The organism is Promicromonospora umidemergens (genome assembly GCF_024171995.1).
Lineage (GTDB): Bacteria > Actinomycetota > Actinomycetes > Actinomycetales > Cellulomonadaceae > Promicromonospora > Promicromonospora umidemergens.
The window spans coordinates 97,862-115,484 of record NZ_JAMTCT010000010.1; the positions used below are offsets into that span (position 1 = coordinate 97,862).

Annotated in this window: 18 protein-coding genes; 11 read left to right on the plus strand and 7 right to left on the minus strand. The window is 71.7% G+C overall.

Annotated elements, in window-relative coordinates; genetic code table 11:
• Positions 1 to 87 precede the first annotated feature (87 nt).
• Complete coding sequence (locus APR04_RS31065; RefSeq protein ID WP_253872094.1) at positions 88 to 528, plus strand: PucR family transcriptional regulator; 441 nt, start codon at positions 88 to 90, stop codon at positions 526 to 528.
• 39 nt (positions 529 to 567) lie between these two features.
• Here APR04_RS31065 and APR04_RS16665 read toward each other — a convergent pair whose 3' ends face one another.
• Genes APR04_RS16665 through APR04_RS16675 form a run of 3 tightly spaced genes read right to left on the minus strand, consistent with a single transcriptional unit; the run spans position 568 to position 4,003 of the window.
• A complete protein-coding gene (locus APR04_RS16665; RefSeq protein ID WP_253872096.1) occupies positions 568 to 1,125 on the minus strand; it encodes a TlpA family protein disulfide reductase in 558 nt (185 codons plus the stop codon).
• On the minus strand, positions 1,122 to 1,703 hold the full coding sequence (locus tag APR04_RS16670; protein WP_253872098.1) for a hypothetical protein: 582 nt from the start codon (positions 1,701 to 1,703) through the stop codon (positions 1,122 to 1,124). The genes APR04_RS16665 and APR04_RS16670 overlap by 4 nt, the downstream gene beginning before the upstream one ends.
• Positions 1,700 to 4,003: a M6 family metalloprotease domain-containing protein gene (locus tag APR04_RS16675; protein WP_253872100.1), complete on the minus strand. Its 2,304-nt coding sequence runs from the start codon at positions 4,001 to 4,003 to the stop codon at positions 1,700 to 1,702. Before APR04_RS16675 ends, APR04_RS16670 begins: the two co-directional genes overlap by 4 nt.
• A 258-nt stretch (positions 4,004 to 4,261) precedes the next feature.
• Here APR04_RS16675 and APR04_RS16680 point away from each other — a divergent pair, with 258 nt between their 5' ends.
• Positions 4,262 to 5,530, plus strand: coding sequence for an AI-2E family transporter (locus APR04_RS16680; protein WP_253872102.1), 1,269 nt, complete (start codon positions 4,262 to 4,264; stop codon positions 5,528 to 5,530).
• Positions 5,531 to 5,559: 29 nt separating this feature from the next.
• Positions 5,560 to 6,819, plus strand: a complete 1,260-nt coding sequence (gene ilvA / locus APR04_RS16685; protein WP_253872104.1) for a threonine ammonia-lyase — start codon at positions 5,560 to 5,562, stop codon at positions 6,817 to 6,819.
• 160 nt (positions 6,820 to 6,979) lie between these two features.
• On the opposite strand, the gene greA is transcribed toward ilvA, so the two are convergent.
• Together greA and APR04_RS16695 are read right to left on the minus strand one after the other, a co-directional pair.
• Positions 6,980 to 7,462, minus strand: a complete 483-nt coding sequence (gene greA / locus APR04_RS16690) for a transcription elongation factor GreA (RefSeq protein ID WP_253872106.1) — start codon at positions 7,460 to 7,462, stop codon at positions 6,980 to 6,982.
• A gap of 182 nt (positions 7,463 to 7,644) precedes the next feature.
• On the minus strand, positions 7,645 to 8,172 hold the full coding sequence (locus APR04_RS16695) for a DUF4307 domain-containing protein (RefSeq protein ID WP_253872108.1): 528 nt from the start codon (positions 8,170 to 8,172) through the stop codon (positions 7,645 to 7,647).
• 142 nt (positions 8,173 to 8,314) lie between these two features.
• On the opposite strand from APR04_RS16695, the gene mca reads away from it, so the two are divergent.
• Genes mca through APR04_RS16710 form a run of 3 tightly spaced genes read left to right on the plus strand, consistent with a single transcriptional unit; the run spans position 8,315 to position 10,381 of the window.
• Complete coding sequence (gene mca, locus APR04_RS16700) at positions 8,315 to 9,202, plus strand: mycothiol conjugate amidase Mca (protein ID WP_253872218.1); 888 nt, start codon at positions 8,315 to 8,317, stop codon at positions 9,200 to 9,202.
• Positions 9,199 to 9,570 carry a hypothetical protein gene (locus APR04_RS16705; RefSeq protein ID WP_253872110.1) on the plus strand — a complete coding sequence of 124 codons (372 nt, stop codon included), beginning with the start codon at positions 9,199 to 9,201 and terminating at the stop codon, positions 9,568 to 9,570. Before mca ends, APR04_RS16705 begins: the two co-directional genes overlap by 4 nt.
• Entirely contained in the window at positions 9,560 to 10,381 is an 822-nt protein-coding gene (locus APR04_RS16710; protein WP_253872112.1) for a carbon-nitrogen hydrolase family protein, read from the plus strand. Before APR04_RS16705 ends, APR04_RS16710 begins: the two co-directional genes overlap by 11 nt.
• Before the next feature lie 86 nt (positions 10,382 to 10,467).
• On the opposite strand, the gene trhA is transcribed toward APR04_RS16710, so the two are convergent.
• Positions 10,468 to 11,151: a PAQR family membrane homeostasis protein TrhA gene (gene trhA / locus APR04_RS16715; RefSeq protein WP_253872220.1), complete on the minus strand. Its 684-nt coding sequence runs from the start codon at positions 11,149 to 11,151 to the stop codon at positions 10,468 to 10,470.
• 431 nt (positions 11,152 to 11,582) lie between these two features.
• Between trhA and APR04_RS16720 the strand changes: the two genes are divergently transcribed.
• The gene (locus APR04_RS16720) at positions 11,583 to 12,344 is read left to right on the plus strand and encodes an isoprenyl transferase (RefSeq protein WP_253872114.1); all 762 of its coding nucleotides are present in this window, start codon (positions 11,583 to 11,585) and stop codon (positions 12,342 to 12,344) included.
• Between the two features lie 112 nt (positions 12,345 to 12,456).
• Entirely contained in the window at positions 12,457 to 12,948 is a 492-nt protein-coding gene (locus tag APR04_RS16725) for a MarR family winged helix-turn-helix transcriptional regulator (protein WP_253872116.1), read from the plus strand.
• Positions 12,949 to 13,024: 76 nt separating this feature from the next.
• On the opposite strand, the gene APR04_RS16730 is transcribed toward APR04_RS16725, so the two are convergent.
• Complete coding sequence (locus APR04_RS16730) at positions 13,025 to 13,924, minus strand: LysR substrate-binding domain-containing protein (RefSeq protein WP_253872119.1); 900 nt, start codon at positions 13,922 to 13,924, stop codon at positions 13,025 to 13,027.
• Positions 13,925 to 14,010: 86 nt separating this feature from the next.
• On the opposite strand from APR04_RS16730, the gene ald reads away from it, so the two are divergent.
• The 3 genes from ald (at position 14,011) to APR04_RS16745 (ending at position 17,589) form a co-directional block, all read left to right on the plus strand.
• Complete coding sequence (ald, locus tag APR04_RS16735; protein WP_253872120.1) at positions 14,011 to 15,129, plus strand: alanine dehydrogenase; 1,119 nt, start codon at positions 14,011 to 14,013, stop codon at positions 15,127 to 15,129.
• A 26-nt stretch (positions 15,130 to 15,155) separates the two neighbouring features.
• Positions 15,156 to 16,307 (plus strand): glycerate kinase, encoded by a 1,152-nt coding sequence (locus APR04_RS16740; protein WP_253872121.1) that lies wholly within the window; start codon positions 15,156 to 15,158, stop codon positions 16,305 to 16,307.
• A 127-nt stretch (positions 16,308 to 16,434) separates the two neighbouring features.
• Positions 16,435 to 17,589 carry a ferrochelatase gene (locus tag APR04_RS16745; RefSeq protein WP_253872122.1) on the plus strand — a complete coding sequence of 385 codons (1,155 nt, stop codon included), beginning with the start codon at positions 16,435 to 16,437 and terminating at the stop codon, positions 17,587 to 17,589.
• Positions 17,590 to 17,623: the final 34 nt, after the last annotated feature.

Sequence of the window (17,623 nt, forward strand, 5' to 3'; positions counted from 1 at the left end):
TGCCCACGAGTTGCCCAGGAACCGCCCTTGAGATTCACGAGAAACCTCAAATAGGGTCCCCAGGCAACGTCGAGACCGGGGAGGGCCGTGGACAGCGAGGTCGTACTGCGGCTCGACGCGGGGGACGTGCTGGTCACGTTCGTCCCCACGGTCCCGAGGACCCTGCTCGACGTAAGGCGTGCGACCCCCGACCCGGACCCAGCCCCGGGCCCGGCAGCCGTCGATCCGCTCGCAGCGGTGGCCGCGCGCATCGCCGCCGACGGCGTCCCGGTGCACCCCGGCCTGGAGGCGCTCCTCGATCTTCCGGAGGCCGCGCCGTTGCTGCGCACGCTGGAGACCTACCTGGAGCTCGCGGGTAGCGCGCAGGCGACGGCGGAGGCGCTGCACCTGCACCGCACGTCGCTGTACTACCGGCTGCAGCGCGTCGAGCTGCTCGCCGGCACCGACCTCAAGAACGGTACGGAGCGCCTGGCGCTGCACCTGGCCCTCAAGGTGGCCAGAGCCGCGGGGCGGCTGACCGGGCCCTGAGGCCGCGGTCCCGACAGGTTCGACCATCGACGGGTGGGCTCAGCGCACGGCCAGATCCCTGATGGCCGTGCTGAGCTCGTCCCCCTCCACACCCTCCGGCCAGCCGCGCAGCAGGCTGCCGTCCTTGCCGACCAGGGCGACGAGCGGCGGCTCGGCGACGGCGTACCTGAGCGTCGCGTCGCCGCTCGGGTCCACGGCCACGGGGTAGGTGATGTCGTTGTCCTCGACGTACGCAGCGACCTCGGCGGGTTCGGAGAGGTTCGCGACGCCCACGAACAGGACCGCGTCCTCGTACTCCTCGACCACGTCGTTGATCGGCGCCTGCTGGACCTCGCAACGCGTGCACCAGGTCTCGAAGAACACGAGCACCACCGGCCGCTCGTCCCACTGCTCGGCCAGGTCGAGGGTTGTGCCGTCGGTCAGCTCCAGGGTGAGCAGGGGCGCCGGAGGCGCGTCGTCGGGCGCGGGGCGGAACTCCACGCCAGAGGGCACCGGTCCCGGCAGCCGCCCACGGGTCGGCTCGGAGCACCCGGCGAGGGAGGTCACGACGAGGCCGGCCGCCATGATGCCCCTGAGGGCACTGAGGGAGGCCCTCATCGCAGCACCGCCTCGGGCACGTCGTCGAGGGCCGGATTCGGGTCGATCGGCACGGGGCCGTGCTCGCCGATCATGAGCTCGGCGTCCGACAGGTCGATCGAAGCGGGAACATCGAGCGACATGACGCACACCGTGGGCTGCCGGTCCGAGCCCAGGTCGATCGAGAAGGCCTTCTCGGCCCGCCCTTCCGGGAGCGCGCCGGCGGCGAGCACCGCGCCGTCCGCCAGCACCTCGAACGCCGCCTCCGGGTGCGCGTACCGGAAGGCGCGTGCGCCCGAGCACGGGTCGGCCGGCTCGCGGATGTTCGCGTCCGGGACCACGAGGCGCACCGCCTGCGTGGCCTCGGCGCCGTCGGCCCCACCGGAGCACGCCGCCAGCAGCCCGCTGAGGCACAGCCCGACGCCGAGCACGGCGGCGCCCGACCGACCGCCGACATGGGCCCGTCGCCCGGCGTGCCCGGCAAGCCCGGTGAGCCCGGTGAGATCGGTCCCTTGTCCCGAGATCGGTCCATCGATGGACCGATCTCGAGGCAACCGACCGAACTCGGCGTCCGGGGTCTCGGAGCCCCGTAGCGTCACTCGGCCTCCCGCAGGTCACCGGCCGCCGCGGAGAGCGCGGCGGCGGCGAGGTTGCGCTGCCCGACGTCGGCCAGACCCTCCGCGTCCTGTGCGAACCGCGCGAGCGCCGCGTCCGCCGAGCCGCCAGGTGCCCCGGAAGCGGCTCGCAGGTGCGCCCCGAGACGCCGGGACTCGTCGCCCGTGAGCACATCGCGGTCCCGGTAGTCCGCCACGAGGGCGGACAGCGACCGCGCCTTCGGCGCCTTGGCCCGCAGCGGCACGCGCACCGTCCTCGCGACGCTCGGGTCGGACTCGCTGGTGACCGTGAGGGTCAGGAGCGCGGCCCGCGCAGCGCCGTCCGACGCCGTCGCGTACGCCGACACGGGCAGCGTGCCGCCCGCCTCGACGGCCGTGACCTCGTACGGGAGCGAGACGTCCCAGCCGTGGCCCCGGACGGAGGCCGAGACCCGGTACACGTCCGAGTCGAAGACCCCCTCGCCGGCCTCACCGGTGTTCCGCAGCGGCACGTTGACCAGCGCGGTGCCGGCACCGACGGGGTGCTGCTCGGGCCGGCCGAGCCGGACACCACGCCGAGCAGGGCCGGCGGCGTCAAGGTTCCGCACGGCGACGTCGTAGGTCAGCTCGCCGTCGGCGGTGCGTGCAGCGTCCAGCACGTAGAGGTGCAGGTTGTTGGGCTCGTCCACGTACTCGTACGCGCTGCCCGACTCGGTACCCGCGTGGAAGGTGCCGTCGTCGAGCTGGCGTGGGTCGCCCCGCACCACCGGCACGGGTGTGCCGTCAGGGCGGTAGTAGTCGATCCGGTCGATGTTCTCCGGGTTGGCGTCCACCAGCCACTCGCGCGGGGTGCCCCGTGGCTGGTTCTGCGCCAGGAGCACGCCGTGGCCGGCGGTGAACGAGTCGTTGCCCACCCGGTCGACGACCTCCATCGTGAAGTCGGTCCAGCCCGTGCCGTCCGGGCACCAGAAGTCCGGGTCCTCCGGCGTGTCCGCCGCGCACTGGCCTGCGGTGTACCCGCCGTCGAGCGTCACCTCGAGGCCGACCTTGCCGCTGCTCCCGCCGCGCGACTCCGGCACCGAGGAACGGGCCTTCAGGGTGGCGACGGCCGGGCCCTGCTCGGCGAGCTCCGACCGGGTCAGCAGCACCTGGTCGTCGTCGGTGAGCACACCGAGGTCCTGCTTGTAGTGGAGCATGTGGTGCGGCCCGAGCGCGGAGCCGCCGGCGTTCGGGATCTGCCACCGGTTGTGGGTTCCGCCCGGGCCGTTGAACGAGCCGCGGCTCATCATCTCCCAGTAGCCCGTGTAGTTACGGGTGTCGTCGGCGAACGGGTTGTTGTAGTTGTCCGGCAGGCCGCGCAGGTGGCTGAACTCGTGTGCGAAGACGCCGAGGCCGGAGCTCTCCGCCTGGGTGGAGGTGCCGCCGCCCGCGTTGGGCCAGTGGTTGGCCGCCGACTGCCAGGACGTCCACTCCACGTACCGGGTGGCCGCCCAGTTCGGCATGGGGTCGCCGTTCTGGTTCAGCGGCGCCTCGCCGTTCTCCGCGCGCGGCGGGCCCAGCTCGTCCGGGACGTCCTCGGGGGACTCGAACATCATCTGCCCGAACTCCTCCCACGTGGACGTCTCGTCGTGCCCGGCAGTCACCCAGAAGCCGTTGTCGAAGCCGCAGAGCTGCTCCTCGCAACCGCCCATGTCCTCGTGCCAGGCCGCGAACCCGGCCTCGCGGATGTCCTTGCCGCACTCGTCTCCCTGCGGGCAGAACTCCTCGACCGGCTGGTTGAACCGGTCGTAGCCGTACTCGTGCAGCTTGCCCGGCAGCGTGTACGGGCCGAACACCTCCACGTCGACGCCGATCCGGCCGTGGCTGTCCTCCATCCAGTACCCGTGCAGCGTCTGCCCGCCGTTGTACTCGTTCGGGGTGGCGTAGTAGTCGTAGAACCACTGGTTCACGTCGCCGGTGGCGACCGGCTGGAACCCGCTGGCCGGGTTGCCGAACGGGTGCGTCAGCGGATCCTGCGTGATGAGGAACGGCTGGTCGGAGAACTCCAGCAGGATCACCGCCGTCCGGTACTGCACGTCGCTGCCCTCCGAGGTGTCCGCGGAGTCCCACTCCGCCGGCCGCACGGAGGCGTAGTCGTCCCACGTCATCTCGGCCTGGTCGGTCCAGTCCTGCGGGTCGGGCGCGGCGATCGGGCTGCCCGACGCCGGGGCGGTCACCTCGGCCGTCGACGTCGTCCCCACGAGGGGGAGCGTCAGCGGGACGGCGAGCGCTGCGGCGGCGGCGACGGCCGCCGCCCGCCGGGACATCCACCCGGTGGTCCTGGGTCCTGGTGTCGGTCGTGTGCCTGATCGGAGCCTCATGCGGGTGCCGCCCTCCGGGATCGTCCGGGACACGACCCACCACGGGCCGTGCCGTGAGGCTACGGGCTCGAACCCACCACGTCATCGGTCAGGTGTCGGGTGTTCGTTCCGACATCTGTCGGATCCGTGCGCGCACGGTGCACCTTTCGTGCGGCGCGTGAGCAGGCCACCAGGGCGTCCGTGTGCTCCCCTAGGGTGTTATCCGTGTCGCAGACCGAGGAGACCAGCGTGACGTCGAGCCAGACCACCGCGCCGCCCACCGACGAGTCCGGCGCCGTCCCGCCAGCCATCCGGGCGGCCGCGTCCTGGTCGTGGCGCATGCTCCTCATCGGTGCGTTCATCGCTGCCGCGCTGTGGCTCTTCACGCTGCTGAAGACGATAGTCATCCCGGTGGCGGTGGCCCTGCTGCTCACGATCATGCTGACGCCGGTACGCCGGGTGCTGAACGAGCGGCTGCGGCTGCCGCGCGGGCTGTCCGCCGGGCTCTCCCTGATCGGCCTGATCGTGGTGGTCGCGGGCCTGGTCACGCTGGCCGGACAGTCGATCGCGAACGGGTTCGCCGACCTGACGGCGCAGGCGATCAGCGGCTTCGAGGAGCTCTGGGCACAGGTCTCGGCGACCTTCGGGCTGCAGGACCAGCTGAACAGCTACAGCCAGGACATCCTCGATCAGCTCGAGGCACAGCAGGGAGCCATCGTGAGTGGTGCCCTGGGCGCCGCCGCGACGGCGGGAAGCCTGCTGGTCGGGGCACTCATCGCGCTGTTCTGCACGTTCTTCTTCCTGCACGACCCGCGTGGGATCTGGACCTGGATCGTCGGCCTGCTCCCGCTGTCCTCCCGGGAACGCGTCAACCAGGCCGGCCGGCGCGGCGCCGTCACCCTGGCGGCGTACACCCGCACGCAGATCCTCGTCGCTGCCGTGGACGCGGTCGGCATCGGGATCGGTGCGGTGTTCTTCGTCCCGACGCTCGCCCTGCCGATCGGCATCCTGGTGTTCGTCGGTTCCTTCGTGCCGGTGGTCGGTGCCATCGCCACCGGCGCCATCGCGGTGGTCGTGGTGCTCGTGTCGAACGGCTGGGTGGCCGCCCTCATCATGCTCGGCGTGGTGCTGCTGGTGCAGCAGATCGAGTCGCACGCGCTGCAGCCGTTCCTCATGGGGCACGCCGTCTCGCTGCACCCGGTGGCCGTGATCCTCGCCGTGGCCGCAGGTTCGTACGCGGCGGGCATCGTCGGTGCCCTGTTCGCCGTGCCGCTCGCGGCCGTGCTGAACACCGTGATCCTCTACCTCAACGGGCACGACAAGTTCCCGGAGCTCGGCGACGAGGACGCGCTGCCGATCCGGTGGCGCGCGGCCGACGCGCCACCGATCCCCCTCCGGCTGCGCCGCACGCCCGGCGTGATGGCCGAGACGGCCGTCACGGACGTCGGCGTCGACGAGGATCGCGACCCTTCAGAGGGTGGTCAGAAGCGCTGAACGTGCATCTGGGGGCGGAGTCGGGCAACATGCCCGCTGTGCCCTTGGATCCGTTCGACCTGGAGTCCTACGGCGGCCACCTCACGGTGACCGCCGACGACGCCCGCGCCGCCGCCGACCTGCTCAACGGTGTCATCACGCGGACACCGATCACCGAGAGCCGCGCGCTCTCCACCATCGCCGGTACGAAGGTGCTGCTCAAGTGCGAGAACTTGCAGCGCGCCGGCTCTTTCAAGGTGCGCGGCGCGTACGTGCGGCTCGCACGTCTGTCGCCCGAAGAACGGGAACGAGGCATCGTGGCGGCCTCGGCCGGCAACCACGCGCAAGGCGTAGCGGTCGCCGCGGGAATGCTCGGCATCGACACCGTCGTCTACATGCCGGTCGACGCCGCGCTGCCCAAGGTCGCGGCGACCCGCGGGTACGGCGCGGAGGTGCGGATGGTCGGGTCGTCCGTGGACGAGGCGCTCGCCGCGGCCCGCGTCGAGTCCGCTCGCTCGGGCCGGGTGCTCATCCACCCGTTCGACCACGTGGACGTGGTGGCGGGCCAGGGAACCGTCGCCCTGGAGATCCTGGAACAGGTGCACGACGTCGCCACCGTCGTCGTGCCGCTGGGCGGTGGCGGGCTGGTGGCCGGGATCGCCGCCGTGCTGGCCGAGGCCGCACCGCACGTCAAGGTCGTGGGTGTGCAGGCGGCGTCCGCTGCGGCCTACCCGGGTTCGCTGAAGGCCGGCAAGCCGCTGGCGGGGACGCTCGGCTCCACCATGGCCGACGGCATCGCCGTAGGGCTGCCTGGAGACGTGCCGTTCGGGATCGTGCAGAAGGAGGGCGTCGAGGTCCGGACCGTCACCGAGGACCAGCTCTCGCGTGCGCTCCTCGCCGTGCTCGAGCGCTCGAAGCTGATGGTCGAGCCCGCCGGCGCGGCAGCGGTCGCCGGCATCATGGCCGCCGGCCCCGGAGTGTTCAAGGGTCCGATCGTCGCCGTCCTGTCGGGCGGCAACATCGACCCGCTGGTGCTCCTCCGCGTGGTCCAGCACGGCCTCGTCGCGGCCGGACGGTACCTGAAGCTGCAGGTGCGGCTGATGGACAAGCCGGGCGCTCTCGCCCGGCTGGTGGAGACGATCGCCGCGGCCGGCGCCAACATCGTGGCCGTCGACCACACGCGTACCGACGTCTCGCTCGCGGTGTCCGAGGTCCGGGTCAACCTGCAGCTCGAGACCAAGGGCACCGGGCACCGGGCAGCCGTCGTGGAACGGCTGGAGTCCGAGGGCTACGAGGTCGTCGCGAACTGAGTGCCGTGCGGTTCCTGCGGACGGGTCAGGAAAACGCCGACGGGCCTGTCGGACGGTCGGCTCACCGAGGTGATCCGAGCATCTGACAGGCCCGTCGGTCTGCGCTGCGGTGCGGCTCAGGCTCTATGGACAAGGGCTGAGCCTGCGGTTCCGCTCCGGCTCAGCCCTGGAAAGGCTTCGCTCCCGTGATCTCCACGGGGATGTCGCGTCCGTTGGGAGCCTGGTAGCTCGTCTTCGCACCGATCGACTTGCCGTCGATCGCGGCGCCGAGCGGCGACGTCGGCGAGTAGACGTCGAGCTCCGTGGAACCCGCCATCTCACGCGAGCCGAACAGGAAGCTCATCTCGTCGCCCGCGACCACGGCGGTCACGACCATTCCCGGCTCGACCTTGCCGTCGTCCGCGGGGGTACCGACCTGGACGTTACGAAGCTTCTCGGTGAGCTCGAGGATGCGCAGCTCGTTCTTTCCCTGCTCCTCGCGCGCGGCGTGATAGCCGCCGTTCTCCTTGAGATCGCCCTCGTCGCGGGCGGCCGCGATGCGCTCGGTGATCTCCGCACGGTACGGGCCGGAGAGATGCTCCAGCTCAGCCTTGAGCTTGTCGTGCGCCTCCTGGGTGAGCCAGGTGACAGAAGCGTCGGCCACGGGGGCTCTCCTTTCGTCGTTGCTCGATCGAGCCACAGTTACGGCCGCGCGCAAAACCCGACCGACGGAGCGGATCGGGCACGCGCGTCAGCCGGTCAACACAGCGTGTGAAACGACCAGAATACCAATCCCTGGGAAGAACATGCCGAAACTGTCCCGGGTTCCGCTCTGAGCGGACGCTGCTACTCGTTCGGCTCGCTCTCACGCACGTCACAGTGGTCGACGACGCCGGTGGTCGCGAGCTCCGTCGTGGCGATGGTCACCCTGTGTCGTGCGGTGCGTGCGGAGTCCGGGCCCACCTCGACGTCGACGGCGCCCACCTCCGCGAAGCTCTGGCTGAGCGCGGTCACCGTGCACACGGCCTCGGTCCCCGGTGGCATGCTCACATCGAACGTCACATCCACCGCTTCGGTGCTCGTCACCGAGAACCCGACGTCCGCGAAGGTCACGGGGTCGCGCTGGGTGTCGACGATCGTGAACCACGCGGCGATGGCCACACCGGCGGCCAGCGCCAGGACGACCGCGATCCGGGCACCCACCGACAGCTTCGGCCGGGGGCGGACGTCGTCGGACTCGTCCCAGGGGTCCGACCCGCCGGGCAGCGCCGCCGGCTGCTGCGATCGGGGCCTTGTGCGGCCATAGCGCTCGGCGAGGCTCGGCGCCTGCGCGGGCGCGCTGCCGGTCGGAGCGGCGGGGTCTGGGTCGGTCATCATGGCTCGCTCGGTTCGAGGTGTCAGTGGTTCGTAGCAAGATTGTCCCTGGACCATCATGGTCCATGTGAGTGATTGTCCCAGTACTCATCCCACACAGGAGGACCCAGTGTCCGTACCCGAGCGCGAGCCGCTCCGTCTGATGGCGGTGCACGCGCACCCGGACGACGAGTCGAGCAAGGGAGCCGCGACGACGGCCCGCTACGCCGCAGAGGGGGTGGAGGTCCTCATCGTGACGTGCACAGGGGGCGAGCGGGGCGACGTGCTGAACCCGACGTTCGAGGTGCCGGAGGGCCACGAGTTCGAGTCGATCGAGGGCCGCCGCGCGGTGCGCCGGCTGGAGATGGCTCAGGCCGCCGCTGCGATGGGCGTCCGCCAGCAGTGGCTGGGCTTCGTGGACTCGGGCCTGCCGGAGGGCGACCCCCTGCCACCGCTCCCCGACGGCTGCTTCGCGCTGGCCCCGCTGGAGGAGGCCACCGCACCGCTGGTCCAGGCCGTGCGCGAGTTCCGGCCGCACGTCATCACGACGTACGACCCGTCGGGCGGCTACCCGCACCCCGACCACATCAAGTGCCACGAGGTGTCGTACGAGGCGTTCGCCGCCGCCGGTGACCCGGACCGCTACCCCGGGACGGGCGAGCCGTGGGAGCCGCTCAAGCTCTACTACAACCACGGTTTCTCGATGAAGCGCATCCGCGCCGTGCACGAGGCCATGGAAGGTGCCGGGCTCGAGTCGCCCTTCGGCGACTGGGTCGAGTCGCGTGACGCGCGCGAGATCCCGGAGCGCCAGGTGACCACGCTGATCCCCGTGGCCGACTACTTCTCGAACCGGGACGCCGCCCTGAGGGCGCACGCCTCGCAGATCGACCCGACGGGCTTCTTCTTCTCGGTGCCGCGTGACCTCGAGATCGACGTGTGGCCGTGGGACGAGTACGAGATCGCGGAGTCCCGCGTGCCGCTGCCCGAGCGTGCCGCCGGGGAGTACGAGGAGGACCTCTTCGAGGGTGTCCGCGCGGAGGTCCCGGCATGAGCCGGCTGGTCGCCGGTGCGCTGGCCCTCGCGACGGACCCGTCACCGAACCCCACCGAGGGCACGCTCCGTCCGGGCCTCGAGGAGTGGCAGGTCTCGCCTGGGCTCATCGGCTTCATCGCCACCTTCGCGCTGGCGCTCGCTTGCGTCGCCCTGTTCCTGAACCTGAGCAAGCACCTGCGCAAGGTCGGTCACAACGCCCGCGAGCAGGGCCTCCCGGTCCCGGAGCCGGAGGTCATCACGTTCCGCCGCGCGGGCAGTGACGCCGCGCCGGGCTCCGACGCCCCAGCGCCGTCCGACGCGAGCACCTCACCCTCCGATGCGGGGAGCTCGCCCAGCAGCAGCAGCGGGTCGGACAGTGCCGGGTAACCCCACCGGCGTCGTGCGCGTGACGGTCGCCCAGGTGGCCGTCACCGCCGACCACGCGGCCAACCGCCGAACCGTGGTCGACGCCTTCGAGGTGGCAGAGCAGGCCGAGGCGAATCTCCTGGTGCTGCCGGAATACGCGTCCGCCTACGACCCGCACGGCGTGGGGCCTGAGCACGCTGAACCGCTCGACGGTCCGTTCGTCACGCTCCTGCGGGCCAGGGCACGCGAGCACGGGGTCGCCGCGATCGCAGGCGTGACCCTGCCGGGCTCCGACGGTGTCCACGCCGTGAACGCGCTCGTCGTCGTCGACGGCGCCGGCGAGATCGCAGGGGTCTACCGCAAGGTGCACCTGTACGACGCGTTCGGGTACCAGGAGTCGGACCGGCTCCAACCAGGCCCCGCCGACGCCGAGCCGGTCACCCTGCGGCTGGGCGGACTCACGTTCGGGGTGCTCACGTGCTACGACCTGCGGTTTCCCGAGTCGGCCCGCCGGGTGGTCGACGCCGGAGCGGACGTGCTGGTGTACCCGGCCGCCTGGGCCGCCGGCCCCCTCAAGGCCGAGCACTGGCGCACGCTGCTCCAGGCGCGGGCGATCGAGAACACCGCTGTGGTCCTCGGTGTCGGGATGACGGGCAAGGGGGTCACGGGGCGCACGCTCCTGGCGGGACCGGACGGCGTCGTCGGGCTGGAGCTGGGCGAGGAGCAGGCCTACCGCACCGTGGAGCTGGACCCCGCCTCGCTCGCCGCGGTCCGCAAGACCAACCCGTCGCTCGCGAACCGTCGCTACACGGTCGTGCCCGCCGAGAGCTGAGCGCTCTCGGGCACCGGCGAACGTCGTTTCCATGCGGCTGACCGGCGAGCACGATGGCTCTGTCGGTCAGCTCCGGTCAGCTCCGGTCAGATCGCAAGGTTGGCCAGGTAGATCGCGACCAGGTGGCACAGGAACCCGATCACGGTGAACACATGGAAGATCTCGTGGAAGCCGAACCAGGTCGGGCTCGGGTCGGGCTTCTTGGTGCCGTAGACGATCGCGCCGATCGTGTAGGCGAGGCCGCCCGCCAGGATGAGCCAGACGATCGCTGGGCCACCGGTGGCCCAGAACTGGCCCATGTAGGCGACGGCGACCCAGCCGAGCGCGAGGTAGACCGGCACGTAGACCCAGCGGGGCGCGTTCAGCCAGAAGACGCGGGCCAGCAGCCCGAGCAGCGCGCCGCTCCAGACCAGCCAGAGCAGCACCGTCCCCTGGTCCCGGGGCAGGAGCAGCACCGCGAGCGGCGTGTAGGTCCCGGCGATGATGAGAAAGATGTTGGTGTGGTCGAGGCGCCGGAGCACGGCGTCGGCCCGGGGCGACCAGTTGCCGCGGTGATACACGGCGGACACGCCGAACAAGAGGCAGGCGCTCAGCCCGAACACCGACGCGGAGACCTTGCCAGGCACGGTCGGGGCGAGCACGATCAGCACGATGCTCGCCACGAGCGCCAACGGGAACGTGCCCGCGTGGATCCAGCCGCGCAGGCGCGGCTTGATCTTCTGCTCGACCTTCTCGACCGTGGAGGACACCGAGGTGGAGACGACCTGCACGACGTCCGTGGCCTTGTCGCGCACCTCGTCGAGCTTGCCGGTGTGCTGGTCCGCCGCCTCGCCCGAGCTGCCGCCCGAGCTGCCGCCCGAGGTGCCGGCCGAGTCGTCCGGCTCGTCCGTGTGAGCTCGCACGCTGCTCTCCTCCGTGTTCGGCAACCGGCGCCCTCCTGGTGCTGTGGCGCAACCTACGGTTGCGTAAGTTACTCCAGCGTAGGTTAGGCGTTCGACCGCTGGACAACTGCCTTGTGAAGATCCTGCGCTGGGTTGGCGGGAGTCGCTCGCCGGGGCGCCGAGGGAGGGCCTGGTGCGCGGAAACCCCCGTGTTCGGGGAGTACCTTTGTCCACGTCCTGCCGGGTACTCGACCCTGCGCAAGAGCTGCCGTGCGGACCGCGCCTCGCGGCTCCCACTGGCCCGACCCACTGAGGAACCCGTGCGCCTGCCCAGCCCGCTGTACCGCCTCTACGAGCGACGCCTGGCGTCAGCACTGCACGGCGCGACGCTGCCCCGGCACATCGGTGTGATGCTCGACGGCAATCGTCGCTGGGCGCGCTCGTTCGGCGAGACCGCGACGACGGGTCACCGCCGCGGCGCCGACAAGATCACCGAGTTCCTGGGCTGGGCGGAGTCGCTGGGCATCGAGGTCGTCACGCTGTGGATGTTGTCGACGGACAACCTGAGCCGGTCGGCCGGCGAGCTCAGCAACCTCCTCGACATCATCGAGGACGCCGTGTCGGACCTCGCCGAGTCCGGGCGCTGGCGTCTGCGCGTCATCGGGCGGCTCGACCTGCTCCCGGCCCGCCTGGCCGGCGCCCTGCGCTCGGCGGCGGACCGGACGGCGGGCGTCAAGGGCCTTCAGGTCAACGTCGCGATCGGGTACGGGGGGCGGACGGAGATCGCCGACGCCGTCCGCTCGTACCTCACCGAACGTGCGAAGGACGGGGCCACGCTCGCGGACCTCGCCGAGTCGATCGACGTCGAGCACATCGCCGAGCACCTGTACACCAAAGGGCAGCCCGACCCGGAGCTGGTCATCCGGACCTCCGGCGAGCAGCGCATCGGCGGGTTCCTCATGTGGCAGAGCCAGCACACCGAGTTCTACTTCTGCGAGGCGTACTGGCCGGCGTTCCGGCGCGTGGACTTCCTGCGCGCGCTGCGCGACTTCTCGCTCCGGGAACGCCGTCTCGGACGGTGACGCCGCGTCGTCCGCGGCCGGTCAAGACGCCCATCTCGCGGATATTCGACATGGTGAAATTCGCCACCACCCGCGCGGCTAGGTGAGCGAAAGTTCAGTCGGGTAGCGTGCCGTGGATGACGAGAAGGGCGCGCGGGTGACCGAGCGAGGTGTGCCGTCGGCTCGCGAGGCCGCCGAGGCCTGGGAGTCGCTGTTCCGCGCCCAGGTGACGGTGATGCGTCGGCTGCTGGCGGACGACATCTGGGGCGATCTCAGCATGCGCGAGTACGACGTGCTGTTCACGCTCTCCCTCGCGCCGGGGGAGACGCTGCGGCTGCGTGAGCTCAACGAGAACATCCTGATGGCCCAGTCCTCGCTGTCGCGCATGGTGGAGCGGCTCGAGAAGCGCGGCCTTGTGCACAGGCATCCCTCGCCGGACGACGGCCGAGGCGTTCTGGTGAGCCTCACCGAGGAGGGCACGGCCACTCAGAAGGAGCTCGGCCGGCGACACGTGCGGTCGATCGCGCACTACGTGACGCCCGCGATGGATGCGGAGGACCTGCGTCGGCTGCGCGAGCTGGCGGAGGCGCTGCGGGCGGCCCAGCCGGACATCGAGGACTTCTGACCGCGCCCTGCCCCCACAGGTCTGCTCGAACGGTCTCTGCCGGGCCGCAACCCGGATGACCTGCGGAAACGATGATTCAGGCGGAGCGCGCCTGGTGGCGCAGAGCGTCCACCACGACCCGCACGGCCGCCCGGTCCATCATGGTGCGGCGCGCGATGAGGTGGATGTCGCGGCGGGGCGGGTCGATGAGGTCCAGCGTGCGCACGGCGTACCGGTCGTGGACGGCGAGCAACGGCAGCAGCGTGACCGACAGCCCTGCCTCGACATGGCCCAGCAGCGTGCCGTGGCTCTCGAACCGGGCGACCGTCCGCGGCGTGAAGCCCGCACGCCCGCAGAGGCGTTCGGCGAGGTCGGCCAGGTGGGCGCCAGGGTGCTCGAAGGCCCACGGCTCGTTCGCGAGAGCGGCCAGGTCGACGCGTCCCGTGCGCTCGCCGGTCGCCGTCTCGCGCGCCGTCACGAGCACCACGCGGTCGCCCGCCAGGGGGAGGCGCGCGAGGTCGGCGTCGGGTGGGACGGGGGCGTCCGGGAAATCCGCGCAGACGGCGACGTCCACCTCGCCGCGTTGCAGCGCAGGGCGGCTGACCAGGGGTTCCGCCTCGGTGAGCTCCACCTGGATGCGGGGGTGCTCCTGGGCGAGGGCGGCCACGGCAGGCACGACTATGCCGTGGAACGCGCTCGTGAACGCGGCCAGCCGCACCACGCCGGTGGCCTCGGAGTGCAGGCCCGCGAGGTCGGCCTCCGCGGCCGCTATCCGGTCGAGGATGTCGGAGGCGTGGCCCGCGAGCGTGATGCCGGAGGGGGTGAGCCGGATGCGGCGGCCGACCCGCTCGAAGAGCTGCGCCTTCGCCTCGGTCTCCAGCGTGGCGAGCTGCTGGGACACGCTCGACGGGCTCATGTGGGCCGCCTCGGCCACGGCGCGCACCGTGCCGAGCAGGTGCAGCTGGTGCAGGAGGCGTAGTCGCCAGGGGTTGAGCATGTGCTCATCTTTGTGCAGAAGCGCCGAACATTCTATTCGGGAATGGCGCCTAGACCCGCACACCGTGACGTGATTACCGTCACGTTATGGACGTTGGCGTACCTTCGGAGATCAAGAACAACGAGAACCGGGTGGCACTCACGCCTGCCGGCACCCACGAGCTGGTCCGCCGCGGCCACGCCGTGCTGGTGCAGGCCGGTGCCGGGCGCGGTTCCGGCTTCGACGACGACGCGTACCGGATCGCCGGTGCGCGCATCGCCGACACGGGCGAAGAGGTCTGGGCCTCGGCAGAGCTGCTGATCAAGGTCAAGGAACCGATCGAGCCCGAGTACCCACTGATGCGGCCTGACCTGACGCTCTTCACCTACCTCCACCTCGCGGCGTCCGCGCCCTGCACCGAGGCACTGCTCGCGGCGGGCACCACCGCCATCGCGTACGAGACGGTCCAGCTCGCGGACCGCTCGCTCCCGCTGCTCAGCCCCATGAGCGAGGTCGCAGGGCGGCTGTCCGCGCAGGTGGGCGCCTACCACCTCATGCGGCCCCAGGGCGGTGCCGGCGTGCTGATGGGCGGGGTGCCCGGCACCCCGAAGGCGAAGGTCGTCGTGATCGGCGGCGGCGTGGCCGGCGAGCACGCGGCGGCCAACGCCCTGGGGATGGGCGCCGACGTCACCATCCTGGACGTCTCCATCCCTCGGCTGCGTCAGCTCGAGGTGCGGTTCGGGGGCGCGGTCAGCACCCGTGCGTCGACGGCGTACGAGGTGGCGGACCAGGTCACGTCCGCGGACCTGGTCATCGGGTCGGTCCTCATCCCTGGCGCCGCAGCACCCAAGCTCGTCACCGACTCCATGGTCAAGGCCATGAAGCCGGGTGCCCTGCTCGTCGACATCGCCATCGACCAGGGCGGCTGCTTCGAGCACTCGCACCCCACCACGCACGACGCGGCGACCTATACGGTGCACGACACCCACTACTACTGCGTGGCGAACATGCCCGGTGCGGTGCCGGTGACCGCGACGAGGGCGCTGACCGCCGCGACGCTGCCGTACGTCGCGGCGATCGCGGAGCAGGGCTGGCGGGACGCGCTGCGTGCTGACGCGGCGCTCGCGCACGGCCTGAGCACGCACGCCGGGCGCATCACCAGCGGCGCCGTGGCCGAGGCGTTCGGGGCGGACGCCGTTCCAGTGGCCGAAATCCTGGCGGCCTGACGCCTCCGACGGCCTACGATCAGCGCGTGGAGCCGCTGCACGTCGTTGTCTGTCCCGACTCGTTCAAGGGCAGCCTGTCTGCTGCCGAGGTCGCGTCCGCCGTCGCCGACGGGGTGCTGGACGCCGCCCCGGACGCCGTCGTGACCCGCCTGCCCATGGCCGACGGCGGTGAGGGCACCCTCGACGCGCTGCTCGCCGTCTGGGGCGGTGACGCGCTGGTCACCGAGACGGTTGACGCGATCGGCCGGCCGACGTCGGCCCGGTGGGCCGTGTCGCCCGACGGGCGCACCGCCGTCGTCGAGCTCGCCGAGGCCAGCGGCCTGCCAGGCGTGTCCGACGCGCCGCTGCAGCCGTTGCACGCGAGCACGCGCGGCACCGGCGACGTCGCGCGCGCCGCGCTCGACGCGGGGGTCGCCGAGATCCTGGTGTGCCTTGGCGGCTCCGCCTCCACGGACGGCGGGTCCGGCATCCTGACCGGCCTGGGCGCCCGCCTCCTCGACGCGGCAGGCCGGCAGGTGCCCGACGGCGGCGAGGGGCTGGCCTCCGTGGCGGCCCTCGATCTGGCCGGGCTCCACCCACGGGCTCGCGAGGTGCGCTGGCGGCTCGCCGTCGACGTCACCAACCCGCTCGTGGGCGAGCACGGTGCCGCGCACGTGTTCGGGCCGCAGAAGGGTGCGCGGGACGGTACGGCGGAGTTCCTCGACGACGCGCTGCGGCACTGGTCGGACGTGCTCGAGCGGGAGACGGGCGCCGCGGTCGCCGAGGTACCCGGCGCGGGGGCGGCCGGCGGTGTCCCCGCCGGGCTGATCGCCGTGCTCGGCGCCGAGATCACCCCGGGCGCCGTGCTCGTCGCCGAGGCGGTCGGCCTGCCCGCCGCGCTCGCGGACGCCGACCTGGTGATCACGGGGGAGGGGTCCTTCGACTCCCAGTCGGTCAACGGCAAGGTGGCCGACGGCGTCGCCCAGCTCGCCGCGGCATCGCCCACCCGGCCGCCGGTCGTGGTGGTGGCCGGCCAGGTGCTGCTCCCGGAGGCGCAGGCTCGCGCTGCGGGCATCGCCGCGGCGTTCTCGATCGCCCCCGGCCCGGTCGAGCTGGACGACCTGATCGCACGCACCGCGCCGCGCCTGCGCGACCTGGCGGCGGCGGTGACGAGCCTGGTCGGCGCCGGGCGCCGCTGATGGCCGGTCCGCGACGAGGGAGGGTCGCTGGGAGCCAGGATTTCCTGACAGGTCGTCGCATCGATGTCACGTCCCGTTCGCCCCTCTCCGGGCGGGCCGGCGCTCCGGACGGTGGAAAGATGGGCGCATGCCCGCGAACTTCCCCCAGCCTGCGGCGCACGACGCCGCGCCGTACGACGCCCTGCTGCTCTACTCCTTCGGTGGTCCGAACAGACCTGAGGACGTCGTGCCGTTCCTGCGCAACGTCACCGCGGGCAAGGGCATCCCGGACGAGCGCCTCGAAGAGGTGGGCGAGCACTACTACGGGTTCGGCGGCAAGAGCCCTATCAACGAGCAGAACCTCGCGCTGAAGGCGGCGCTCGAGGCCGAGCTCGCCGCCCGCGGCATCGAGCTGTCCGTCGTGTGGGGCAACCGCAACTGGGCGCCGTACACCAACGACGCGGTCGACGAGCTGGAGCAGCTCGGGGCCGAGCGCGCCGTCGCGCTCGTGACGAGCGCCTACGCGTCCTACTCCGGCTGTCGCCAGTATCGCGAGGACCTCGCGGTGACGCTGGACAAGCGCGGACAGCTCGGCGCCGACGGGTCCACGGGCGTGCAGTTCGACAAGGTCCGCCCCTACTTCAACCACCCGGGCTTCGTGCAGGCCAACGTCGACGCCGTCGTCGAGGCCTACGCGGACCTCGGGACGAAGGGCGGCTCCGGGACGGACGCGAAGCTGGTGTTCGTGACGCACTCGATCCCGGACACCATGGAGGCGGCGTCGCGGATCTCGCACGCCACCTACTCCGAGCAGCACCTGGACCTCGCGCGCGTCGTCGCCGCACAGGTCGCCGAGCGGGTCGGGCACGACGTGCCCTGGGACCTCGCGTACTGCTCGCGCTCCGGTCCGCCGAGCCAGCCGTGGCTCGAGCCGGACGTCAACGACCACCTCGAGGCCCTTGCGGCTGACGGCCTGCGCAACGTGGTCCTCTCCCCGATCGGGTTCGTCTCCGACCACATGGAGGTGGCCTACGACCTGGACACCGAGGCGCTGGCCACGGCGAACGACCTCGGTATGGTCGCGGTACGAGCCGGCACCGTCGGCACCCGCGAACCCTTCGTCCGTGGTCTGGTGGACCTGGTGCTGGAGCGGGCAGCCCTTGCCCGCGGCGGCGACGTCACCGAGGCGACCGTCGGCTCGCTGCCGGCCCTCCGCTCTGTCTGCGCCCCGGGCTGCTGCCTGCGGCGCGACGGCGAACCGACCGGCGTCCCGGCGCTGTGCAGCACCGACCTGTACTCCTGAGGCCTGAGGGAAGGCCACGATCGAGAGGCACCAC